Source organism: Modestobacter italicus, assembly GCF_000306785.1.
Lineage (GTDB): Bacteria > Actinomycetota > Actinomycetes > Mycobacteriales > Geodermatophilaceae > Modestobacter > Modestobacter italicus.
Genome location: NC_017955.1, coordinates 516,543 through 538,610, shown reverse-complemented (window position 1 = coordinate 538,610; position 22,068 = coordinate 516,543). Strand labels below are relative to the sequence as shown.

Sequence of the window (22,068 nt, the reverse complement as noted above, 5' to 3'; positions counted from 1 at the left end):
CACAAGAGGAGCACCGTTGCCCAGATCCTCCCGGCGTCTCGTGACCGTCCTGGCCGCAGCCACCGTCGCCTCCACCCTCGCCGCCTGCGGCGGGAGCAGCGACGACGGCGGCGACGGGGGCGGCGGCGGGGACACCGCCGCCAACGAGGCCTCCGACATCGGCATCACCGAGAACTCCATCAAGCTCGGCGCGCACTTCCCGCTGACTGGCGTGGCCGCGCCCGGCTACAGCGAGATCCCGACCGGCGCCACCGCCTACTACGACTACGTCAACAAGAACGGCGGGGTGAACGGCCGGTCGATCGAGTACGTCTACCGCGACGACGCCTACAACCCGACGAACACCAGCCAGGTCGTCAACCAGCTGGTGCTCGAGGACGAGGTCTTCGCCATCGTCGGCGGCCTCGGCACGCCGACGCACAGCGCCGTGCTGGACTTCCTCAACAGCGAGGGCGTGCCCGACCTGTTCGTCTCCTCCGGCTCGCTGCTGTGGGGCGAGGACCCGGAGACGAACCCGTACACCTTCGGCTGGCAGACCGACTACGAGAGCGAAGGGAAGATCATCGGGCAGTACATCGCCGACGAGTTCCCCGACGCCAAGGTCGGGCTCTTCCTCCAGGACGACGACTTCGGCGAGGACGGCGAGAAGGGCATCCGCGAGTACATCGACGACCAGGTCGTCGCCGCGGAGCGCTACACCCCCGGCAACACCAACGTCGGCCCGCAGATCGCCGCGCTGCAGGCCGCCGGAGCGGACTTCGTCGTCGGCTTCAACGTGCCCAGCTACACGGCGCTGTCGCAGCTCACGGCACTGCAGCTGGGGTACGACCCGCAGTGGTTCTACTCCAACGTGGGGTCCGACCCGGCGCTGGTGGGCTCGCTGCTCAACAACTTCTCGCAGGGCAAGGTGACCGACGCCAGCGTGCTCGACGGCACGCTGACCACCGACTACCTGCCGACGGTCGACGAGCCGGACAACCCGTGGGTGCAGCTGTTCCAGCAGGTGTGGGACGAGTCCGGCCAGGAGGGCGAGCTGACCAACTACCGCATCTACGGCATGGCGCAGGCCTACACCACCGTGCAGGCGCTCCAGGCGGCCGGGCAGAACCCGACCCGCGACGGCCTGGTCGACGCCATCCAGCAGGCGGGCGGCGACTGGGAGGGTCCGGTCCTCGCGCCGTTCCGCTACTCCGAGGACAGCCACATGGGCACCAGCGGGATGTCCATCAGCCGCATCACCGGGACCAGCACGGAGGAGGTCCGGCCGGTGCAGCAGACCGACATCGGTGACGCCGACATCACCGAGTTCGACGGCGACGCCAGCACCCCGCCGGCCAACGGCATCCCGGACGAGGAGTCCGTCGAGTAGTCGACCCGCGCCACCCGGGCCGCCGGTCCCCCTCGGGGGGCCGGCGGCCCGTCGGCGTCCCGGGCGCCTCACCAGGGGACGACGCCGGCGTCCTCGAAGAACCCGCCGGTGGGCCCGCCGTCGGGCAGGGTCGCCAGCCGGATGGCGGTCGCGGCCCCCTGCTCCGGGGTGCGCACGCCGCGGAAGCCGTTGAGGTCGGTGGCGACGTAGCCCGGGCACGCGCAGTTGACCAGGATCCCGGTGCCGGCCAGCTCCCGGACGTACTGCAGCGTGACCGCGTTCAGGAACGTCTTCGACGGCGAGTAGGCCGCGGCCACCGGACCCACGGCGGCCTCCCCGCCCGGGCCGGACTGCCGGGTCAGCGACCCCACGGTGCTGGACACGTTCACGATCCGCGGCGACGCCGAGCGGCGCAGCAGCGGCAGCACCGCGTTGGTCACCCGGACGACGCCGATGACGTTGGTCTCCACGACCGCCCGGATGACCGCCGGGTCGACGGTGCTCGGCTGCTGCGGCCCGCCGCCGGTGATGCCGGCGTTGTTGACCAGGGCGTCCAGCCCGCCGCCGCGCTCCTCGAGCAGCCGGGCCGCCGCGGTGACGCTCCCGTCGTCGGTGACGTCCAGCGGGACGCCGAACGCGTCGACCCCCGCCTCCTGCAGCCGGGCCACCGCCGCCTCCCGCCGCGCCTCGTCGCGCGCGCCGACCCCGACGCTCCAGCCCAGCGCGCCCAGCCCTGCCGCGATCTCGTAGCCGATGCCCTTGTTCGCCCCGGTGACCAGGGCCGTCCTCTTCTCCCTCATGGGATCGATCGTCGGCGCGGGGCACCCGGCGGTCCACGACCACCTCGGTCCTGAGCGATACCCTGGAGGTATCGGCGCCCGGCCCGAGGAGGACCAGTGGTGGAGACCCGCGAGCTGCGCTACTTCGTCGCCGTCGCCGAGGAGCTGCACTTCGGCCGGGCGGCGCAGCGGCTGGGCATCGCCCAACCGCCGCTGTCCCGGGCGATCAGCCAGCTCGAGCGCCGGGTGGGCGTCGCGCTGCTCGAGCGCACCTCCCGGTCGGTGACGCTCACCGCGGCCGGCGAGGTCCTGCTGCACGAGGGCCGCGCGGCGCTGGACGCGGTGGCCGCGGCCGAGCACCGGGCGCGGCGCGCGGGGCAGGCCACGGCGGGGGCGGCCGGCGTCGTCCTGGCCGCCAAGGCCGGTGCCTCCAGCGAGCTGCTGGCCAAGCTGCTGGACGCCTACGCCTCTGAGCCCGGGTCCGTCCCGGTCGAGGTGGTGCTCTCCGGGCCCGGGGAGCAGGCCGGCCTGCTGCGCGACGGCCGCGCCGACGTCGCCGTCCTGCACCACCCGTTCGACGACACCGCGGGCTTCGACACCGAGGCGCTGGCCACCGAGGGCCAGGTCGCCGTGCTGCCGGCCGGGCACCCGCTCAGCACCCGGGCGGAGCTCCGGCTGGCCGACCTGGCCGACGTGCCCGACCTGCCGCAGCCGCGGTGGCCCCGCCCCGACGGCACCTACGCCGACGGCCCGGGTCCGCAGGTGCAGAGCCAGACGCAGCTGCTGCAGCTGGTCGCGCTCGGCCGGACCGTGCTGGTCGTGCCGGACTCCGCCCGGTCCCAGCTGCACGACGGCCTGGTCGCCGTGCCGGTGGTGGACGCACCCGAGGTCACCACCGTCATCGCCTGGCCGGCGCACAGCCGGTCCCGGGCCGTCGCCGACCTCGTCCGCACCGCACTCCGCCGCTGACGAGAACTTCACCTCCGAAGTGGTTGGTGGATGATCATCACGGGTAGGACGGTCCGGACCCACGGGCAGTCCGCGTGGGCAGTCGGGACGGGAGCAGGGCATGGCGGTGCACGGTGCGGTGCGGGACATCGAGCGGGCGGTGGTGACCGGCGGGGCCGGCTTCCTGGGCTCCCACCTCTGCGAGCAGCTGCTCGACCGCGGCGTCGAGGTCGTCTGCCTGGACAACTTCCTCACCGGCTCGCCGGAGAACGTGCTGCACCTGATGGAGCACCCAGGGTTCCGGCTGGTCCGCTGCGACGTCACCGACTACGTGCACGTGCCCGGCCCGGTCGACCTGGTGCTGCACTTCGCCTCCCCGGCCAGCCCGCTGGACTACCTCAAGATGCCGATCGAGACCCTCAAGGTCGGCAGCCTGGGCACGCTGCACACCCTGGGCCTGGCCAAGGAGAAGGGCGCCCGCTACCTGCTCGCCTCGACCTCGGAGGTCTACGGCGACCCGCTGGAGCACCCGCAGCGCGAGGAGTACTGGGGCAACGTCAACCCGGTCGGCCCGCGCGGGGTCTACGACGAGGCCAAGCGGTTCAGCGAGGCGCTGACCACCGCGTACCGCACCTCGCAGGGCACCGACACCGCCATCGTGCGGATCTTCAACACCTACGGGCCGCGGATGCGCCCGAACGACGGCCGGGCCATCCCCGCCTTCGTCGGCCAGGCGCTCGCCGGCGAGCCGCTGACCGTCGCCGGCGACGGCTCGCAGACCCGCTCGATCTGCTACGTCGACGACACCGTGCGCGGCATCCTCGCGCTGGCCTTCTCCACCGAGACCGGCCCGATGAACATCGGCAACCCCGACGAGCTGTCCATGCTCGAGCTCGCCCGGTGGATCGTCGAGCTGACCGGCTCGTCGTCCGAGATCGGCTTCATCGACCTGCCGGTCGACGACCCCAAGGTGCGCCGCCCTGACACCACCGCCGCCGAGCGCGCGCTGGGCTGGCGCCCGACGGTGACCTCCGAGGAGGGGCTGGCCCGCACGGTCGCCTGGTTCGCCGCCCAGCGTGAGGCAGCAGCCCCCCGCGCCAGCTAGGGACCCGAGGTAGGGGCGATCACCGCCTCCGCATGGGTAGAGTTCCGGCCGACCGATGCCCGGGAAGCCGCGCTCCGGCGCGCCCCTGGCACTGCACAGGGCTCGAACACCACGGAGTGACCAGATGGGGCGGCACGCCTCCACACCGTCCCGGTCCGGGATCGCCGGCCGCCCCGCGCTGCTCGGCGGCCTGGCCGTCCTGCTGGTCGCGGCCATCGGCCTGGGCGTGGTCTGGTGGCGGTCCGGGGACGACGGCACCGCCGATGCGGCCACCTGCAGCGACCGGCAGACCGTGCGGGTCACCGTCGCGCCCGAGGTCGGCCCGCTGGTGGAGCGGCTGCTGGCCGACCCGGCGCCGCTCGGCGGTGGCGCCTGCGCCGTCGCCGAGGTGACCGCGGAGGAGCCGCTGCAGACGCTGGCGTCGGTCGGGGCGCTGGAGCCCGACGCGCTGCCGCAGGTGTGGGTGCCCGACTCCTCGCTGTGGGCCGCCCGCGCCGACGGCGCCGACCTCGAGGCCGCCGGCTCGCTGGCCTCCTCGCCGCTGGTGCTGGCCACCAGCCGGGCCGCGGCCGACCAGCTGGGCTGGACCAGCACGCCGCCCACCTGGGGCCAGGCGCTGGGCACCGGCCGCCCGCTCGCCGTCCCGGACCTGGCCGCGAGCGCCGAGGGCCTGTCCGCGCTGGCCGCCGTCCGCCAGTCGCTGGGCGGCGGCGAGGACGCCGACAACGCCGTCGTGGCCGCGGTGCTCGCCGCCGGGCGCGGGGAGGTCCCCTCCCCCGCCGACGCGCTGACCGCCGGGACGCAGGGCGGCGCCGACGCGCCGCTGGTGCCGGTGAGCGAGCAGGAGGTGCTGACCGCCAACACCGCGGCCGGCTCGGACCAGCTGGTCGCCGTCTACCCCAGCGACGGCTCGCCCGCCTTGGACTACCCGGTGCTGCAGGTCGGGGCGGCCGCGGCGACCGAGCCCGAGGCGGTGGACGCCGTCGTCGCGGCCCTGACCGCCGCATCGGCCGGTCCGCAGGTGCGCGCCGCGGGCTTCCGCGACCCGGAGGGCGGCGCCCCGGACGGCGCCGGGCCGGACACCGGGGTGCAGGAGGCGGCGCCCGCGTCGCTGGAGCTGGACCCCGCCGCGCTGCAGGACCTGCTCGGGCGGCTGTCCAGCCTGGCCACGCCGTCCCGGCTTTTGACCGTCATCGACGTCTCCACCTCGATGAGCGCCCCGGCCGGTGACGGCACCCGGGCCACCCTGGCGCGGGACGCGACCAAGAGCGCCCTGACCCTGCTGCCGGACTCCTACTCCGGCGGCGTGTGGGTGTTCGCCTCCCGGCTCGACGGCGACCGCGACTACGAGGAGCTGGCCCCGCTGCGCCAGTTCGGCGCCGACGTCGACGGCCAGACTCAGCGCGAGCTGATCGACGCGCAGTTCGACAGCCTGCCCAGCCGGCTCTCCCCGGGCGGCACCGGGCTGTACGACACCACGCTGGCCGCGGTCCGCGCCGCCCAGGAGGCCTACGACCCGGCGTCGGTGAACAGCGTCGTCCTCATCACCGACGGCGAGAACGACGACGACACCGGCATCGGCCTCGACGAGCTGCTGAGCACGCTGCGGGCCGAGGCCGACCCGGCCCGGCCGGTGAAGGTCATCGGGATCGCGCTCGGCCCGGACGCCGACCAGGACGCACTGCAGCAGATCGCCGACGCCACCACCGGCGCCGCCTACGCCGCGCTCGACCCGGAGGACCTGCAGGGCGTCCTCTTCGACGCCATCCGCCGCCGGGGCTGAGCCGGTTCCCGGAGCGTCGACGACGTTCCCGTGGCAGTCCACCAGCCGATCCCAGAGCTCGATGTGGCCCGGCACCGCAGCGGGACGGGTCGTCGCTGTTCCTGTGGGACACTGCCCGGTACCTCGGGCCTGTGCCCCCGGTGACCCGGCGGCGGGGGCGGTGAGTGCTCCCCTGCCCCAGGGGCCGCACGAGCGTCCTGCGGCCCGCGAAGAGGTGGATTCCCATGACACCGCTGGCGGCCATCGTCCTGGCGCATGCTGACCCGACGCACGTACGCCGGCTGATCGAGGCGCTCCCCGATGTGCCGGTCTTCCTCCACGTGGACGCCAAGACTGCGGACACCGTGGCAGAGGACATGGTCCGGGGTGCCTCGTCCCAGGTGACGCTCTGCCCCCGGTTGCCCACGAGCCTCGCCAGCTGGTCCCTGGTGGCCGCCGAGCTGGTCGGGTTGCGGACGGCGCTGCGCAGCACGTCGGCGGAGCACATCGCCGTGCTGTCCGGGTCCGACTACCCGCTCGTCTCCGCTCCGCGGTTGGTGGCCGAGCTGTCCGCCTGGGCCGGGTCGAGTTGGATGTGGAACCAGCCCCTCCCGTACGCCCCGTGGGGCACACCCCGGCACCCGGACGGCGGGCGGTGGCGCGTCGAGCACCGCTTCCTGACCCGGAGAGACCGGGTCGTCTACCTGCGAGACGTGCCGTTGCGTTGGCCGGTTCGCCGCGAGGTGCCTGCAGGCCTGGAGCTGCGCGCCTCGGCACAGTGGAAGATCTATGCCCGGCACCATGCCGAGTTGGTACTGCAGATCGTCGACCGCCACCCGGAGATGGTCCGGTTCTGGCGCTCCACCCTCGTGCCGGAGGAGAGCTTCACCACCTCCGTGCTCGCCAGCCCGACGTTCGCCGGCTCGGACGCGCTGCCCCCGTGCGCCGCGCACGCCTGGTACATGCAATGGCCGGAGGGGCGCTCGGACCATCCGGAGTGGCTGACGGACGACGCCTTCCCGGCGCTGGCCCGCGTGGTCGCCGCGCCCCCGGCGGAACCTGCGGAGGCCGTGGGCACCGTGGCCGAGAAGCCGCTGCAGCGACGCCGGTTGTTCGCCCGCAAGTTCTCGTCCACCCGCAGCTCACGCCTGCTGGGCCGGGTCGACGCCGAGCTGCGGACGGCAACGCCGTGACGGTCGGTCCCGGACGCGGCCGTCGAGCAGGCGAGCCGACCTACGAGCCGCCATCACCGCCGTCCGTGGTCCTCATCCCAAGAGCAACGTGTCCAGGGCAGTGGTGACCTCCTCGACGGTGATCTGCGCGAGCGCGCGGTCGAGCGTCGTCCCCCAGGGGTCGCCGGTGCCGTCGCCGTGCCAGAGGACGACGTGCTGCTGGCGCGGCGGTGGCCCCCACAGCGCCGGCGACACCGGCCCGAACAGCACCACCGACGGACGGCGGTAGGCGCTGGCCAGGTGGGCGACCCCGGTGTCCCCGCAGACCACGACCCGGGCGGCGGCGACGACGGCGGCCAGCTCCAGCGACGTCGTCCGGCCGGCCAGCACGGCGTCCTCCCCCAGCCCGGCGCCGGCCGCGACGGCGAGCGCGAGCTCCCGCTCCGCCGGGCCACCGGTGACCACGACGTCCAGCCCGGCCCCCGCCAGGTGCGCCGCGACAGCGGCGAACCGCTCGGCCGGCCAGCGTCGGCCGGGGAACGCCGCGCCGGGGTGCACCACGGCGACGTCCCGCACGGGTGGCTCGACGTCGGGCACCGCGAGGTCGAGCGCGTCGGGGTCGCAGGCGACGTCCAGGCCCTCGGAGACCAGCCGGCACCAGCGCCGGACCTCGTGCTCGTCAGGGTACCAGGTCGGCCCCGGGTAGCCGGGGCTGTCGAAGGTGAGCAGCCGCTGCGGCTGCAGGTCGGCGACGACGACGTGCGACAGCGGCCCCTTGCCGTGCAGGTCGACGGCGAGCTCGGGCGGCGGGCCGGTCCAGTCCAGCGGCTCGAGCTCGACCGCGGGCAGCACCTCGTCGACCGCGTCGATCAGCGCGGCGAGCGGCGCCAGCGCCCGGGTGGTGGCCAGCACCAGCCGGTGCTCGGGCACGGCGGCCCGGACCCCCCGGATCGCCGGCACCCCGGTGAGCAGGTCCCCCAACCCCAACGGCCGCAGCACCACCGCCGTCTCGCGCGCTTCCGCGCGCGAAACCGCGCGTGCTTGATCGCGCGAAACCGCCATCAGACCTGGGAGCGCTCGACCAGGGCGGTGGTCGAGTGGCCGTCCAGGTAGGGCAGGACGACGGCCTGGCCGCCCCAGGTCTGCAGCACCGCGGCCTCGGGGAGGTCCGCACCGGCGTAGTCGCCGCCCTTGGCCCACACGTCGGGGCGCAGCTGCTCCAGCACGGCCGAGGGGGTGTCCTCGTCGAAGACGACGACCGCGTCGACGAACTCCAGCGCCTCCAGCACCCGGGCCCGGTCGGCGGCGGTGACCAGCGGGCGGGTGGGTCCCTTGAGCCGGCGGACCGAGTCGTCGGAGTTGATGCAGACCACCAGGCAGTCGCCGAGCCCGCGGGCGGCGCGCAGCGTGGCGACGTGCCCGGCGTGCAGCAGGTCGAAGCAGCCGCCGGTGGCCACCACCGTCCCGCCGGCCGCCCGGACCCGCTCCAGCAGCGCGTCGACGCCCGGCGCAGCCGGGGCCGCAGCGGCGGGGACGGCGTCCCAGGCGGTGGCGCCGCCGCGGGCGACGAACGCCCCGGCCGCGGCGACCGCCGAGGTGACCGCCTCGCCGGTGACCGCACCCCCGGCCAGCGCGACGGTGACCGCGGCGGCGAAGGAGTCACCGGCACCGCACGGGTCCCCGCCGGTCACTGGCACCGCGGGCACGACCATCGGCGCGCCCTCGCCGTAGGAGAGCAGGGCGCCGCGCGAGCCGAGGGTGACCGCGACCGCGCCGACGCCCCACCGGGCGATGAGCGCCTGCGCCCGCGCGCCGACGGCGGCCAGCCCGTCACCGGTCACGTCGGCACCGGCCACCCGGGCGGCCTCGGCGCCGTTGGGGGTGACCAGCCGGGTCGAGGGCACCGGGTCGGCGCCACGCGGGTGCGGGTCCCAGACCACCGGACCGCGGGCGGCGGACAGCGCGGCGCGGACGTCGGCGGCCGACGTCGTCCCCCGGCCGTAGTCCGCGACCAGCACGGCGGCGGCGTCCCGGATCGCGTCCGCGGCGGGTGCCGGCAGCGCCCCGAAGGTGGCGGACGAGCCGCCGGAGTCCAGCCGGGCGACCGAGTGGTCGCCCACCCGGATCCGCTGCTTCACCGCGGTCGGCGACGTCGCCGGGATCTCGATGAGCCGGACCCGGCCGGCCAGCAGCTCCCGCAGCCGCCGGGCGCCGTCGTCGTCGCCGAGCGGGGTCACCAGGACGACGTCGGCACCGGACCGGGCGGCGATGACGGCGGCCAGCGCGGCCCCGCCGGGGCGTTCGCGGCGCTCGACGTCCTCGACCACCGGCACCGGCGCGTCCGGGGTCAGCCGGGACGCCGACCCGACCAGGTCGACGTCGAGCAGCGCGTCCCCGACGACGACGATCACTCGACGACCTGCACGTGGTTGGCGGTCGCGACCCGGGAGGGCTCGGCGAGCACCGCGGCGTCGAACGCGGCGCACAGCAGGTGCAGCGCGACCAGGTGGCACTCCTGCACGGTCGCCGTCCACGGCGAGTCGACGGCGACCGTGTCGTGGGCGACAGCGGCCAGCGGGTTGGGCGCCGGGCCGGTCATCGCCAGCACGGTGATGCCGCAGTCGCGGGCCCGGCGGGCGGCGGCGACCGCGTTCGGCGAGCGGCCGGAGGTGGACAGCAGCACCAGGACGTCGCCCGGCCGGCCGTGCGCCTCGACCTGGCGGGCGAACAGCTCGTCGGCCGGGTAGTCGTTGGCGATCGCGGTCAGCGAGGAGGTCTCCGCGGTGAGGCAGATCGCCGAGAACGGCGGCCGGTCGGCGCGGTAGCGGCCGACCAGCTCGGCGGTGAGGTGCTGGGCCTGGGCGGCGCTGCCGCCGTTGCCCGCCGCCAGCAGCCGGCCTCGGGAGTCGCTGGTCAGCACGTCGGCCAGCAGCCGGCCCCAGCGGTCGAGGGTGTCGACCTGGTCGGTCAGGCTGCGCAGGGCGACGCTCAGCGAGGTGATGTGGTCGTGTCCGGTGAGGTGCGTGCAGGAGTCCGGGGAGACCACCTCGGCGGCGCGGAACGGGACGGTGCTCAACGGGACTCCTCCAGCAGGACGGGCGCGCGGGCAGCGAGCACCTGGCGGTAGACGGCGTCGGTGTCGGCGACGACGCGGGACCAGCGGTAGCGGGTGCGGGCCCGCCGGACGCCGGCGGCGCCGTAGGCGGCCCGCCGCTCGTCGTCGGCGAGCAGCGACGCGAGCGCCGCACCCAGGGCGGCCGGGTCGCGCGGCGGCACCAGGTCGCCGGTGACCCCGTCGGCGACGCTGTCGACCAGCCCGCCGACGGCGGTGGCCACGACCGGGCGGCCGCAGGCCATCGCCTCGAGCGGGGTGATGCCGAACGGCTCGTACCAGGGCACCGCGAGGACGACGTCGGCCGAGCGGATCCAGCCCGGCACGTCGGCCCGGGCGACCGCGCCGGCGAACACCAGCCGGTCGGCGACGCCCAGCTCCTCGGCGATGCCGCGCAGCCGCTGCACCTCGGGGTCGTGGTCGACCTGGTCGGCGGGCGGTCCGCCGACGACGACCAGCTCGGCGTCGGGCACCGCGACCAGCGCCCGGACGGCGTCCTCCTGGCCCTTGCGCTCGACCAGCCGGCCGAGCACCAGCAACCGCGGCCGGCCCGAGCGGGCGGCGACCGGGCCGCGCGGGGTGAACTCCGCGGTGTCCACGCCGCACGGCACGATCGACACCCGGTCGCTGGACAGGCCCAGCCGGCGCAGCTCGAACACCTCGTCGGTGCAGGTGGCCACGACGTGGTCGACGTCGCCGCACAGCCCGCGCTCGAGCTGGATGCGCTGCTCGGGCGAGGTGTCGGCGTCGCCCTGGTGCCGGCGCTTGACCGAGCCGAGCGCGTGGAAGGTCTGCAGCACCGGGACGCCGAGGCCGGCGGCGGCCTGCACCGAGGCCAGCCCGCTCATCCAGAAGTGCGCGTGCACGACGTCGGGCCGGGTGACCGACCACTCGGCGTGCAGCACGTCGGCGAAGGCGGCCATGTGCTGCAGCAGGTCGTCCTTGGGCAGCGTGGTGGCCGGGCCGGCGGTCACGTGCGCGACGTCGTAGCCGTCGGCGGTGCGCACCCGGTCGGGCAGGTCGGGGGCGTCGCGGCGGGTGTGCACGGTGACCTCGTGGCCGCGGGTGGCCAGGCCGGCGGCGAGCGCGGCGACGTGCACGTTCTGCCCGCCGGCGTCCACCCCGCCGATGGCCGCGAGCGGCGAGGCGTGCTCGCTCACCAGGTCGATCCTCATCGGGTCACCTCTCCCAGCAACCTGTCCCAGTCGGCGAGGAACCTCGCCAGTCCGTAGCGCTCCAGGGCGGCGGCGCGCGCGGCCTTGCCGGCCAGCCGGGCGGCGTCCGGCTCGTGCACGAAGGTGCGCACCGCGTCGGCCAGCCGCTGCGGCCGGGTGGAGAGCACCCCGGCCTCGGCCGGGACCGCCTCGACGGCCTCGGTGGTGGCCAGCGCGACCACCGGCATGCCCAGGTGCATCGCCTCCAGCAGCGACAGCCCGAGGGAGGTCCAGCGCACCGGGTGCACGTACACCCGGCGGCGGGCCAGCTCGGCGTGCATCGCGGCCTGCGGCGGGTCGTCGTGCAGCCCGACCCGGCCGGGGTCCAGGTCGTAGCGCTCGTGGAGGCCGGACAGGCCCATGCCGAAGACGTCGAGCGGCGCCGCCTGCGCGAACAGCGGCAGCAGGTCGCCGCCGGTGTAGCGGCCGCGCCGGACCGGCTCGTTCACCACGACCGCGGCCCGGGCCAGCTCACCGGTGTACCGCTCGCCGGGGTCGACGATGCCGTGCTCGATGACGACGGTCGGCGCCGTCCCGTTGTCGTAGAACAGCTCGTTGAAGAACGTGACGTGGGCGATCGGGATCTCGGCCTGGTCGGCGAGCGGGTGCCGGGTGTTCGGCACCGCGCCGTCGGGGGCGTTGTGCTCGAGGAAGACCGCCGGCAGGTCGTGCCCGGGCTCGCGGCCCAGCCACTCGCGCACCAGCTCGAGGTCCCGGGTGCGTTGCAGCACGACGACGTCGACGTCGGTGTCGCGCAGCTCCTCCGGCGTCACCTCACGGACCGAGGCCGGCCAGTCCCAGGTGCGCGCCCGGCCCAACCCGTCGGGGCCCCGGTCGGGCGTGACGGGGAGCAGGTACTCGTGCGGCCCCTGGACGAACGACGTCGTCCAGGACCCGTGCACGTGCCAGAGCAGGACCTTCATGCCGCGACCACCTTCCCCACCGCGGCCACGACGTCCGCGGCGGTCACCGAGCTCAGACAGGGATGGCCGGGCACCGGGCACTCGCGGGCGCGGGTGTCCCGGCAGGGCGCCGACTGGTCGCCGAGCAGCACGGTCGGGACGCCGTAGGGCGCCCACCGCACGGCCGGCACGACCGGGGAGAACAGCGAGACGACGGGGGTGCCGACGGCCGCGGCCAGGTGCGCCGGGCCGGTGTTGCCGACCACGACCGCCGCGGCCCCGTCGAGCAGCGCGGCCATCCCGGCCAGCGTCGTGGCCCCGCCGAGGTCGGTGCCGCGGCTGCCGGCGACGGCCGCGGTGAGCGCGCGCTCCCCCGGTCCGCCGGTGACCAGCACGCGGTAGCCGGCGTCGGTGAGCGCCTCGACGGCCTCCGCGCAGCGGGCTGCGGGCCAGGCGCGGGCGGGTACCGAGGCGCCGGGGTGCAGCACCACGTAGCCGGGCTCGCGGTCGAGGGCGGGCAGCGGACGGCGGACGGCGAGCCGGCCGTCGTCCCCGTCGGGCAGCTCGAACCCGGCGGCCCGGGCGAGGGAGAGGGCGCGCTCGGGTTCGGGCAGGTCGTCGTCCACCCGGTGCCGGACGTCGAGCAGCGAGCCCGGGTAGTCGACGCTGATGGCGGAGACCCGCCCGACGCCGGCCAGCCGCAGCACGAGCGCGAGCGGCAGCGGCGACTGGTGGAACGAGGTGCTGACCACCGCCTCGTCGACACCGCGGAGCCGCTCGGTGAGCGCGGCGATGTCGGCGGGGTCGACCGGCTGCGGCGAGCCGTCGATCCACGGGCAGTGCCAGGTGACGACCTCGTCGACGCCGGGCAGCAGCTCGGCCGCGGCGGTGCCCTGCGGGCTGGCCAGGAACACCACCCGCTCCGCCCCGTGCGCGACGGCCCGCACGAGCGGGCCCTGCAGCAGCACGTCCCCGGCGTTGTCCAGCCGCGCGACCAGCACCGTCCCTGCCGGGTTCGGCGCCGAAACCGGCGCGGGGTTCGGCGCCGAAACCGGCGCGGGGGCGGTCACCAGGTGCCGGCCAGGACGTCGGCGACGGCGGCGGTCAGGGTGGCCGCGCGGTGCGGGGCGGCGGCGATCTCCTGCGGGCGGGTGACCGGCGTCGGCACGATGATCGACGCGGCGCCGGCCGCCGCGGCGGCCCCGACGTCGGCCCCGATGTCGCCGATGACCAGGCAGCGGGCCGGGTCGACGTCGAGCTCGGCGCAGGCCGCCTTGACCATGCCGGGCGCGGGCTTGCGGCAGTCGCACCCGTCCTCGGGGGTGTGCGGGCAGACCTGGACGGTGTCGAACGGGCCCAGCAGCTCGGCCAGCCGGGCGTTGACCGCGTCGACCTGCGCGCGGGTGATCAACCCGCGGCCGACGCCGGACTGGTTGCTGACCAGGCCGATCCGCACGCCCCGGGCGCGCAGCTCGTCGAGCGCCTCGCGGGCGCCCTCGACCGGGCGGACCTGCTCGGGGTCGCCGTTGTAGGGGACGTCGTGCACCAGGGTGCCGTCGCGGTCGAAGAGCACCAGGTCGGGCAGCCCGCGCCACGTGGTGACCTGCCGGTGCTGGACGGCGCCGCGCAGGAAGTGCCAGCTGGCCAGCGGCGGGATCAGCGCACTGGTGGCGAGCATGGTGGTGACCTCGGCGCGGTCGCGGGGGCCCGGGGCGATCCGCGCCCAGGCGAACTCGGCGGTACCGGCGGCCCAGCCGAGGGCGGCCAGTGCGGCGGCGCGCGGCCGGCCGGCGGCGAGCAGCCCGACCGCGCCGAGGGCGGCGGCGGTCACCGCGAGGTGCCGGGGACGGCGCCCGACGGCGGCGTCGGCCCGCTCCCGCCAGGTGGGCCCGTGCAGCCGGCGCATGAGCACGTCGTCGGCGTTGCCGGCCTGCACGCGGGCGGAGACCCAGCGGTCGACCGGCCGGACCGGGTGGGTGATCCACCGCTCGCCGCGGGTCAGCGTCGACCCGGTGTCCATGACCCGCAGGGCGAGGTCGGAGTCCTCGCGGAAGGCGCGCGGGAAGCGCTCGTCGAAGCCGCCGACCGCGGCCAGCGCGGACCGGCGGTAGGCGAGGTCGGCGGTGATCCAGCTGCTGGTGGCCAGGCCGGCAGTGCCGCGCTCCCAGTCGGTGGGGCGGCGGCTCTCGGGCAGCGGCACCCGGACCCGGCCCTGGCTGCCGGCGACGTCGGCCGGCAGCGCGGCGAGGTCCCCGGCGAGCCGGTCGTACCAGTCGGGGTCGGGGACGACGTCGTCGTCCAAGAAGGCGATCCAGCCGGTGCGGGCGGTGCGCCAGCCCAGGTTGCGGGCGGCCGCGGGCCCGCCGCCGCCGGTGCGCACCACGCGGACCGGCGGGAGGCCCGGGCGCTCCGGGGACAGCGGCGTACCGGTGGGGCGGTCGTCGACCAGCACCAGCTCAGCCGGGCGCGGCCCGGTGCTGGTGGCGAGGGCGTCGAGCAGGACGTCCAGCGACGGGCGGCCGATCGTCGGGACGACGACCGTGCAGTCGCGCAGGGCATCCGTCATGCCCGCTCGGTTCCCGCGTTCCACCGCCCGAAACACTACGGGCTTTAAGTGGTCGGCGACCAGCTCGGTCCGTACCCGTTTGGGTGATCGTCAGACACCGTTTCCGTAGTCGTCCACCTGGTGGGACTAGCGGGGCCGGCGGGCGGCGGAGGACACCCGGGCGAGGGCGTCGGTGACCAGCGCGGCGTCGTCCCCGAGCATGCTCAGCAGGTGCGTGACCAGGTCGTCGTGGGTCGAGCCGGCGGCGCGGACCCGCTCCCGGCCGACGTCGGTGAGCCGGGCGTGCAGCAGCCGGCGGTCGCCGCCGTGCCGCTCGCGGGTGACCAGCCCCTCCTCGACCAACCGGTTCACCGTGCTGGTGATGCCGGGCCGGCTGAGCCCGACCGCCTCGGCCAGGTCGCCCATCGAGGTGCGCTCGCCGGGTGACTGGGCGATCCGCCGGAGCACCTCGAAGCCGGTGAGCGAGAGCCCGTGCTGGCGGTGCAGCGCGGAGTCGACCCGGCGGGTGATCCGGTCGTGCACCTGCACGATGCGCAGCCAGGTCTCGGTCGCGGTCGGGCCGGCGCCGGCCAGCCCGCGGACGTCGCGCGGCACGCCCCGCGGCGGGGCACCGTCGTGCAGCTTGTCCATGGGGGGTTCCACGTCCTCGTCGTTCAGCAGGGCGCCGGCAGGACCGAGCCGCGCGGGCGGCGGGCCGCGCGCAGGCCCAGCAGGCTGGTGGCGCCGATCAGGGAGGCCCCCGCGGCGAGCACGGGGACGGAGGTGGTCTGCTCGGCCAGCGGCCGGACGCGGGCCGCGACCTGCAGGTCCAGCCCGGCAGTGGCGGAGGAGAACCCGCCGACGAGCTGCACGGTCGCCGTCCCGAGCGCGGCGGCGCGCGGGATCTGCACGACGGCCTCGACGCTGCCGTCAGGGGCGGCCGGCACGGTGGTGAGCGCGCCGTCGCGGCCGAGCAGGCTGACCTGGACCGGCTCGCCCGGGGTGAACCCGGTGGCCCGGACGGTGACCACGCCACCCGGGGCGACGGACGAGGACGAGGCGCTGGCCGCCTCCACGTCGGCGTCCCCCCAGCTCGGCTGCCCGGTGCCCCAGCTCGGCACCGCGGGCGTGGTCGTCCGGGTCGACGGCCCGGCGTCCGCGGACAGCGCCACGGGTGCGACCGCCGCGCAGTCCTCGGCGGTCGGCCGGGTGTAGGTGCCGAACTCGACCGGGGTCTCCGCGGTGCCGTCGGGCCGGGTGATGGTCACGGACACGTCGACCGTCTGGCCCCAGTCGACGTCGCCGCTGGCCAGCTCGGTCTGCTCGCCGGGGGCCAGCTCGGTGACGTCCTGCTCGGCGATGCCGTCGAACACCAGCGCCACCCGGCGCGGCTGGCTGCCGCCGGTGACCTCGACGCGGACGACGCCCGGCCCGCAGCTGGGCCCGTGGGTGATCTCGGCCGCGGGACGACGCGGGTCCTCGATCGCGGCGGCGGGGCCGGCCAGCGCGACCGCCGCGGTGAGCAGGACACCGGCGGCCGCCAGCACGAGCAGGGCAGCGGCCGAGGCGGAACGAACAGAGCTGGGTGTCGGCACGGTCGTTCCCCCGATCTCGCGCCTGTCGCACGGCTGGTCCCGCGGCGTGTCAGTGCTCTGCCCCGGAACTCCCCCAACCATGTACGAGGAACGCACCGCCAGCCCCGTACGCCACACCAGTCACATCCGTGTCACCGGCGTGTCCCTCCCGGGCGTGTCGTTGGAGGCCCGCCCCGGGACGTCGGGGAGAGGCAGGTCACTACGGTGGCCGGGTGACCTCAGCGGCGGGGACCGGGCGGCGGCGGCAGGACGCGATCTACCGGGCGGGCGTGTACGGCCGGCACCCGCGGGTGCCCACGGTGTACCGGCAGCTGGCGGTGGAGGCCCGGCGTCGGCTGGGCGCGCGGGCCTACGGCTACGTGGCCGGGGGCGCCGGCGACGAGGACACCCAGCGCGCCGACCGGGCGGCGTTCGACCGCTGGGCGGTGGTCCCCCGGGTGCTCCGGGACGTCAGCGCGCGGGACACCTCGGTCGAGCTCTTCGGACGGCGGCTGCCGGCACCGCTGCTGCTCGGCCCGGTGGGCGCGCTGGAGCTGGTGCACCCCGAGGCCGACCTCGCCGTCGCCCGCGCGGCGGCCGCGACCGGCGTCCCGATGGTGTTCTCCAACCAGGCGTCGGTGCCGATGGAGACCACCGCGGCGGCGATGGGCGACGCCCCGCGGTGGATGCAGCTGTACTGGTCGACCTCAGACGAGCTGGTGGAGAGCCTGCTGGGCCGGGCGGAGGCCAGCGGCTGCGAGGCGGTCGTGGTCACCCTGGACACCACGATGCTGGGCTGGCGGCCGCGCGACCTGGACCTCGGGCACCTGCCGTTCGCGCTGGGCAAGGGGATCGCGCAGTACACCTCCGACCCGGTGTTCCGCCGGCTGGTCGAGGAGCGGGCGGCCGCGGCCGGCACCCCGCGGGACCCGCAGCCGCGGCCGAACCCCTCCGCCGTCCGGGCGCTGGTGGGCATGTCGCGGGCGTGGTCGCGGGCGACCGGCATGCCGCTGCGTGAGGCGCTGCGCTCCCCGCTCCCCCGCGCGGCCGTCGAGGTGTTCCTCGGCATCTACTCCCGGCCCTCGATCACCTGGGCGGACCTCGCCTGGCTGCGGCAGCGGACCCGGCTGCCGATCGTGCTCAAGGGCGTCCTGCACCCCGACGACGCGCGGCGGGCGGTCGACGAGGGGGTCGACGGCCTGGTGGTCAGCACGCACGGCGGGCGCCAGGTGGACCGCTCGATCGCCGCGCTGGACGCGCTGCCCGACGTGGTCGACGCCGTCGCCGACCGGGTGCCGGTGCTGTTCGACAGCGGGGTGCGCAGCGGCGCCGACGTCCTGGTCGCCGTCGCGCTGGGCGCCCGGGCGGTGCTGCTCGGCCGGCCCTACGCCTGGGGGCTCGGCGTGGCCGGCGAGGAGGGCGTGCGGCAGGTGGTCGAGGACGTGCTCGGCGAGTTCGACCTGACCCTCGGCCTGACCGGGCACACCGCCGTCGGCCAGCTCACCCGCGAGGTCCTCCGCCGCCGCCCCTGACCTCTCACCACCGGGTGCGGGATGGACGCTGCTTCGGCAAGGTGGGGCGACCCCCGCGAGAGGACGCCCGGTGACCGCTCCCTCCTTGCGCCAGCAGCTGTTCCGCCGCAAGCCGGTGTCGGCGATGGTGGCCGAGACCGGCGGGGACGACGGCGGTGGGGGCCTCGCCCGCCGGATCGGCCCGCTGCAGCTGATGAGCTTCGGCATCGGCGCGACGATCGGCACCGGCATCTTCTTCGTGCTGACCACCGCGGTGCCGGAGGCGGGCCCGGCCGTGATCGTCAGCTTCGTCATCGCCGCGGTGACGGCGGGGTTCACCGCGCTCTGCTACGCCGAGCTGGCCTCGAGCATCCCGGTGGCGGGCTCCTCGTACTCCTACGCCTACGCGACCCTCGGCGAGGTCGTCGCCTACGGCGTCGGCTGGTGCCTGGTGCTGGAGTACGCGGTGAGCTCCGGCGCGGTCGCGGTCGGCTGGAGCGAGTACCTCAACCAGCTGCTCGACGACACCCTCGGCGTGCGGATCCCGGACGCGCTGTCCGCGGCCCCGGGCGCCGGCGGGGTGGTGAACCTGCCGGCGATCGTGCTGGTGACGCTGTGCGCGCTGCTGCTGGTCCGCGGCGCCAGCGAGTCGGCGCGGGCGAACGCAGTGATGGTGATCATCAAGATCGCCGTCCTGCTGCTGTTCGTGGTCATCGCGTTCACCGGGTTCGACAGCGGCAACCTCACCCCGTTCGCGCCGATGGGCGTGGCCGGGATCAGCGCCGCGGCGTCGACGATCTTCTTCTCCTTCATCGGCCTGGACGCCGTCTCCACCGCCGGGGAGGAGGTGCGCGACCCGCGCCGGACGCTGCCGCTGGCGATCATCGGTGCCCTCGTGGTGGTCACGGTCGTCTACCTGCTGGTGGCGCTGTCCGCGGTCGGCGCGCAGCCAGCGGAGGAGTTCGAGGGCCAGGAGGCCGGGCTGGCACTGATCCTGGAGCGGGTCACCGGCTCGTCGTGGCCGGGCATCCTGCTGGCCGCCGGCGCGGTCGTCTCGATCTTCTCGGTGACCCTGGTGACGATGTACGGCCAGACGCGCATCCTGTTCGCGATGAGCCGCGACGGCATGATCCCGTCGCTGTTCGCGAAGGTCGACCCCCGCACGCTCACCCCGGTCCGCGGCACCGTGGCCGTCGCCCTGTTCGTGGGGCTGCTGGCCGGGTTCGTCCCGCTGGACTTCCTCATCGACCTGACCAGCATGGGCACGCTGGTCGCCTTCACCGTCGTGTCGATCGGCGTGATGGTGCTCCGCCGCACCGCCCCGGACCTGCCCCGCGGCTTCCGGGTGCCCGGCTACCCCGTCGTCCCGGTGCTGTCGGTGCTGTTCTGTATGTATCTGATCTCCGGGCTGAGCGGGACGACGTTCGCGCTGTTCGCCGGCTGGCTGGTCCTGGCCGCCGTCGTCTACGTGACCTACTCCCGGAAGCACTCCCGGCTGCGGACGCCGTCGCGATGACCGTGCTGCTGGGGTGGGAGGCCGCCGAGCTCGGCGGTGGGGACGACGCCGCGCTGCAGCTGGCCGCGCAGCTCGCCCGCGTCGAGGACGCGCCGGTCGTCGTGGCCACCGTGGTGCCGCCGGACCCGGTGAGCGCGATCGCCTCCCGGGTCGACCGGGAGTACCGGCAGTGGCGCGCCGCGCTCACCCACACCCGGCAGAGCGAGGCGGTCACCGCCCTGCAGGCAGCCGGCGTGCACGACGCCCGGACGGCCGTCGTCCCGGGGTCGTCGGTGCCCTCGGGGCTGGTCGAGGCCGCGCACCGGTACAAGGCCCGGGTGCTGGTGCTCGGGGCCGCGGTCGGGGCGCCGGTCGGGCGGTTCTCCCCCGGCTCGGTGGCCGAGCGGCTGCTGCACAGCTCGCCCGCGCCGCTGGCGCTCGCGCCGCGCGAGTGGCCGGAGCCGACCCGGCCCACCCGGCTGACCTGCGCCTGGGCCGGCACGGCCCGGTCCCGGGAGGCGCTGGCCGCGGCGCGCGAGTTCGCCGGGCGGTGGGGCGTGCCGATCCGGCTGGTCACCTTCGTGCCGGAGCGGGCGGCGATGCTCCCGTCGGAGACCGGGCTGCGGATCGAGCAGCTGGTGAGCGAGGAGTGGGCCACCCAGGTGCAGGGCTCGCTGGACGACGTGGTGGCGGGCTGGCCGGGGCCCGGCCCGGCGCCGGAGACGCTGCTGGCCCGTGGCGCCGGCTGGCTGGGCGCGGTGGCCGCCGTCCCGTGGGCGCCCGGGGACGTGCTCGTCGTCGGGTCGTCGCGGCTGGGGCCGCTGGCGCGGGTGTTCGTGGGGTCGACGGCCACGAAGATCCTGCGCGCGGCGACGGTGCCGGTGCTCGTCGTCCCGCGTGGTTCCAGCGGCACGCCGACCGGCTCTTGACTTCGATCTGTGAGCGGAGTCACAGTGAGCGCGGGCGGGGGAAGCCGGTACGAATGGCCCTCCACCGCTGGAGGGACCGACCAACGCGGCCAGACCGCCAGGACCGGCCCCCCGCCCGCCAAGCCCCCTCGCGCACACTGAGCCCGTGCCCGAGGTGATGGTCGACGTCCAGTGGCCCGACGGCAGCCGGGAGTGGGTCTACTCCCCCTCCACCGTCGTGGAGGACGTGTTCAGCGCCGGCGCGAGCTACCCGCTCGCCGAGTTCGTCGCGCTGAGCCGGACGGCGATGACCGAGGCCAGCCGCCGGGTGCAGGAGCGCTACGGGTTCCCGTGCTCCCGCGCCGCGGCCACGCTGGCCGGCATCGAGGGGACGGCGACCCGGTTCGACACCGGCGACGTCCAGGTGGCCGGCTTCCGCCGTCAGGCCTGAGCCGAGGCCACCGCGTGGGCGACCGGCCCACGCCAGGGCTCGCCGTGCCCGGGGAGCACCAGGTCGGCGTCCAGCTCGGCCAACGGCGCCAGCGCGGCCACCGTCGCCGTCCGGTCGTGGTCGAAGAAGCCGGGCAGCAGCTGCGGGCCCCGGCGCCGCGAGGTCGGGTGCCCGGTGACCAGCCCGTCGCCGGTGAGCACCGCCCCGACGGCCGGCAGCAGGAAGGCGCTGTGCCCGCAGGTGTGCCCGGGCGTCGGCACCGGCACCGGCCCGCCGGGCAGGTCCAGCGGGCCGGGCCCGGGGAACGGCTGCGCGTGCGGGACGGCGCTCGCCGTCGTGCCGCCGAGCCGGACGGCCCGCACCGCCCACGGCAGCACGCCCGGCCGCCAGGCGTTCGCCAGCACCTGCACCGGCGTCACCTGCTCGAGGAACTCCCGCCGCGCGTGCGGGACCTCGGCGGCGCTGCAGAACGCAGGGGTGCCGTACCGCGCGTGCAGCGGACCGGCCGCGCCGATGTGGTCGGCGTGCGCGTGGGTGACCAGCAGCGCTCGGACGTCGCCCGGGTCGTGCCCGAGGAGCCGGATCGAGGACTCGACGTCCCCGGCGTTGCCCGGGTACCCGGCGTCGACCAGCGTGAGGTCCCGGCCGTCGCGCAGCAGGTACCAGTTCACGATGCCGCCGTCGACGCGGAACACCCCGTCGGCGACCTGCTGGACGTCGCTGCGGTTCATGCCGGCAGTCTGCCGCTCAGCCGGGCTCGCAGTCCGGGTCGGCCGCCGGCGTCGGGCACGACGAGGTGCTGCTCGTCTGGCCCGCCGTCCGGCCACCGGGTGCGCCGTCCGGCGCAGGGAGGGCCCGGCCCAGGGCGACGCCACCGCCGATGACGGCGACCCCCAGCAGCGCGAGGGCGACGCGGCGTGGCTCCATGAGGCCCTCCCGGGGGACAGCTCCAGCATGCGCTGCGGACCCGGGAACACGAACGGCCCCGTTCCTCACGAAGAGGAACGGGGCCGCGCGCTGTCTCAACCAGACGTGCACCCGAAGGGACTCGAACCCCTAACCTTCTGATCCGTAGTCAGATGCTCTATCCGTTGAGCTACGGGTGCGTGTTCAGTTGTCGTGCGCGGAGGCTCCGGGATTTGAACCCGGGATGGGGATTAACCCAAACCGCATTAGCAGTGCGGCGCCATAGACCGGACTAGGCGAAGCCTCCCGGGCTCC

Annotated in this window: 21 protein-coding genes and 2 tRNA genes; 9 read left to right on the top strand and 14 right to left on the bottom strand. The window is 75.8% G+C overall.

The annotated features are described in order from the left end of the window. The first annotated feature begins 16 nt into the window (after nt 1-16). Nucleotides 17-1,369: an ABC transporter substrate-binding protein gene (locus MODMU_RS02560; RefSeq protein WP_231851750.1), complete on the top strand. Its 1,353-nt coding sequence runs from the start codon at nt 17-19 to the stop codon at nt 1,367-1,369. Between the two features lie 68 nt (nt 1,370-1,437). Here the strand turns inward: MODMU_RS02560 and MODMU_RS02555 are convergent, their stop codons facing one another. Further along, entirely contained in the window at nt 1,438-2,169 is a 732-nt protein-coding gene (locus tag MODMU_RS02555) for an SDR family oxidoreductase (RefSeq protein WP_014738601.1), read from the bottom strand. 96 nt (nt 2,170-2,265) lie between these two features. On the opposite strand from MODMU_RS02555, the gene MODMU_RS02550 reads away from it, so the two are divergent. The 4 genes from MODMU_RS02550 (at nt 2,266) to MODMU_RS02535 (ending at nt 7,156) form a co-directional block, all read left to right on the top strand. Continuing rightward, nucleotides 2,266-3,117, top strand: coding sequence for a LysR family transcriptional regulator (locus MODMU_RS02550; protein ID WP_014738600.1), 852 nt, complete (start codon nt 2,266-2,268; stop codon nt 3,115-3,117). Nucleotides 3,118-3,217: 100 nt separating this feature from the next. After that, nucleotides 3,218-4,201 (top strand): UDP-glucuronic acid decarboxylase family protein, encoded by a 984-nt coding sequence (locus MODMU_RS02545; RefSeq protein WP_014738599.1) that lies wholly within the window; start codon nt 3,218-3,220, stop codon nt 4,199-4,201. Nucleotides 4,202-4,325: 124 nt separating this feature from the next. After that, nucleotides 4,326-5,984, top strand: a complete 1,659-nt coding sequence (locus tag MODMU_RS02540; protein WP_014738598.1) for a VWA domain-containing protein — start codon at nt 4,326-4,328, stop codon at nt 5,982-5,984. A 224-nt stretch (nt 5,985-6,208) separates the two neighbouring features. Then, nucleotides 6,209-7,156: a beta-1,6-N-acetylglucosaminyltransferase gene (locus tag MODMU_RS02535; protein WP_014738597.1), complete on the top strand. Its 948-nt coding sequence runs from the start codon at nt 6,209-6,211 to the stop codon at nt 7,154-7,156. A 72-nt stretch (nt 7,157-7,228) separates the two neighbouring features. Here the strand turns inward: MODMU_RS02535 and MODMU_RS02530 are convergent, their stop codons facing one another. The 9 genes from MODMU_RS02530 to MODMU_RS02490 form a co-directional block, all read right to left on the bottom strand. Further along, nucleotides 7,229-8,134: a glycosyltransferase family 9 protein gene (locus MODMU_RS02530; protein WP_231851749.1), complete on the bottom strand. Its 906-nt coding sequence runs from the start codon at nt 8,132-8,134 to the stop codon at nt 7,229-7,231. 62 nt (nt 8,135-8,196) lie between these two features. Beyond that, nucleotides 8,197-9,546, bottom strand: a complete 1,350-nt coding sequence (gene rfaE2 / locus MODMU_RS02525) for a D-glycero-beta-D-manno-heptose 1-phosphate adenylyltransferase (protein WP_014738595.1) — start codon at nt 9,544-9,546, stop codon at nt 8,197-8,199. Continuing rightward, a complete protein-coding gene (locus MODMU_RS02520) occupies nt 9,543-10,211 on the bottom strand; it encodes a D-sedoheptulose-7-phosphate isomerase (protein ID WP_014738594.1) in 669 nt (222 codons plus the stop codon). The genes rfaE2 and MODMU_RS02520 overlap by 4 nt, the downstream gene beginning before the upstream one ends. Beyond that, nucleotides 10,208-11,422, bottom strand: coding sequence for a glycosyltransferase (locus tag MODMU_RS02515; protein WP_041794885.1), 1,215 nt, complete (start codon nt 11,420-11,422; stop codon nt 10,208-10,210). Before MODMU_RS02515 ends, MODMU_RS02520 begins: the two co-directional genes overlap by 4 nt. Then, nucleotides 11,419-12,384: a glycosyltransferase gene (locus tag MODMU_RS02510; RefSeq protein ID WP_014738592.1), complete on the bottom strand. Its 966-nt coding sequence runs from the start codon at nt 12,382-12,384 to the stop codon at nt 11,419-11,421. Before MODMU_RS02510 ends, MODMU_RS02515 begins: the two co-directional genes overlap by 4 nt. Then, nucleotides 12,381-13,364, bottom strand: coding sequence for a glycosyltransferase family 9 protein (locus MODMU_RS02505; RefSeq protein WP_014738591.1), 984 nt, complete (start codon nt 13,362-13,364; stop codon nt 12,381-12,383). The genes MODMU_RS02510 and MODMU_RS02505 overlap by 4 nt, the downstream gene beginning before the upstream one ends. Before the next feature lie 65 nt (nt 13,365-13,429). Beyond that, a complete protein-coding gene (locus MODMU_RS02500) occupies nt 13,430-14,929 on the bottom strand; it encodes an HAD-IIIA family hydrolase (RefSeq protein WP_041794883.1) in 1,500 nt (499 codons plus the stop codon). 126 nt (nt 14,930-15,055) lie between these two features. Next, complete coding sequence (locus MODMU_RS02495) at nt 15,056-15,571, bottom strand: MarR family winged helix-turn-helix transcriptional regulator (RefSeq protein ID WP_231851748.1); 516 nt, start codon at nt 15,569-15,571, stop codon at nt 15,056-15,058. A gap of 11 nt (nt 15,572-15,582) precedes the next feature. Then, nucleotides 15,583-16,503 (bottom strand): hypothetical protein, encoded by a 921-nt coding sequence (locus MODMU_RS02490; protein ID WP_166503376.1) that lies wholly within the window; start codon nt 16,501-16,503, stop codon nt 15,583-15,585. A gap of 212 nt (nt 16,504-16,715) precedes the next feature. On the opposite strand from MODMU_RS02490, the gene MODMU_RS02485 reads away from it, so the two are divergent. The 4 genes from MODMU_RS02485 to MODMU_RS02470 all read left to right on the top strand — a co-directional run bounded on the left by MODMU_RS02485 (nt 16,716) and on the right by MODMU_RS02470 (nt 20,847). After that, nucleotides 16,716-18,014 carry an alpha-hydroxy-acid oxidizing protein gene (locus MODMU_RS02485; protein WP_014738587.1) on the top strand — a complete coding sequence of 433 codons (1,299 nt, stop codon included), beginning with the start codon at nt 16,716-16,718 and terminating at the stop codon, nt 18,012-18,014. 70 nt (nt 18,015-18,084) lie between these two features. Continuing rightward, a complete protein-coding gene (locus tag MODMU_RS02480) occupies nt 18,085-19,509 on the top strand; it encodes an amino acid permease (RefSeq protein ID WP_014738586.1) in 1,425 nt (474 codons plus the stop codon). Then, on the top strand, nt 19,506-20,417 hold the full coding sequence (locus MODMU_RS28290; RefSeq protein ID WP_014738585.1) for a universal stress protein: 912 nt from the start codon (nt 19,506-19,508) through the stop codon (nt 20,415-20,417). The genes MODMU_RS02480 and MODMU_RS28290 overlap by 4 nt, the downstream gene beginning before the upstream one ends. 145 nt (nt 20,418-20,562) lie before the next feature. Then, on the top strand, nt 20,563-20,847 hold the full coding sequence (locus tag MODMU_RS02470) for an MSMEG_0570 family nitrogen starvation response protein (RefSeq protein WP_014738584.1): 285 nt from the start codon (nt 20,563-20,565) through the stop codon (nt 20,845-20,847). On the opposite strand, the gene MODMU_RS02465 is transcribed toward MODMU_RS02470, so the two are convergent. The 4 genes from MODMU_RS02465 to MODMU_RS02450 form a co-directional block, all read right to left on the bottom strand. After that, nucleotides 20,838-21,578 (bottom strand): MBL fold metallo-hydrolase, encoded by a 741-nt coding sequence (locus MODMU_RS02465; RefSeq protein ID WP_014738583.1) that lies wholly within the window; start codon nt 21,576-21,578, stop codon nt 20,838-20,840. The two genes, MODMU_RS02470 and MODMU_RS02465, sit on opposite strands and share 10 nt — an antisense overlap. 16 nt (nt 21,579-21,594) lie before the next feature. Continuing rightward, nucleotides 21,595-21,774: a hypothetical protein gene (locus tag MODMU_RS02460; RefSeq protein WP_041794879.1), complete on the bottom strand. Its 180-nt coding sequence runs from the start codon at nt 21,772-21,774 to the stop codon at nt 21,595-21,597. Nucleotides 21,775-21,880: 106 nt separating this feature from the next. Continuing rightward, a tRNA-Arg gene (locus tag MODMU_RS02455) sits at nt 21,881-21,953 on the bottom strand. 18 nt (nt 21,954-21,971) lie between these two features. Next, nucleotides 21,972-22,060 (bottom strand) — tRNA-Ser (locus MODMU_RS02450). Nucleotides 22,061-22,068: the final 8 nt, after the last annotated feature.

Coding starts and splice junctions, on each gene's coding strand:
- MODMU_RS02555 (WP_014738601.1), bottom strand. CDS start 2,169: ATGAGGGAGAAGAGGACGGCCCTGGTCACCGGGGCGAACAAGGGCATC.
- MODMU_RS02545 (WP_014738599.1), top strand. CDS start 3,218: ATGGCGGTGCACGGTGCGGTGCGGGACATCGAGCGGGCGGTGGTGACC.
- MODMU_RS02540 (WP_014738598.1), top strand. CDS start 4,326: ATGGGGCGGCACGCCTCCACACCGTCCCGGTCCGGGATCGCCGGCCGC.
- MODMU_RS02535 (WP_014738597.1), top strand. CDS start 6,209: ATGACACCGCTGGCGGCCATCGTCCTGGCGCATGCTGACCCGACGCAC.
- MODMU_RS02515 (WP_041794885.1), bottom strand. CDS start 11,422: ATGAGGATCGACCTGGTGAGCGAGCACGCCTCGCCGCTCGCGGCCATC.
- MODMU_RS02510 (WP_014738592.1), bottom strand. CDS start 12,384: ATGAAGGTCCTGCTCTGGCACGTGCACGGGTCCTGGACGACGTCGTTC.
- MODMU_RS02500 (WP_041794883.1), bottom strand. CDS start 14,929: ATGACGGATGCCCTGCGCGACTGCACGGTCGTCGTCCCGACGATCGGC.
- MODMU_RS28290 (WP_014738585.1), top strand. CDS start 19,506: ATGACCGTGCTGCTGGGGTGGGAGGCCGCCGAGCTCGGCGGTGGGGAC.
- MODMU_RS02465 (WP_014738583.1), bottom strand. CDS start 21,578: ATGAACCGCAGCGACGTCCAGCAGGTCGCCGACGGGGTGTTCCGCGTC.
- MODMU_RS02460 (WP_041794879.1), bottom strand. CDS start 21,774: ATGGAGCCACGCCGCGTCGCCCTCGCGCTGCTGGGGGTCGCCGTCATC.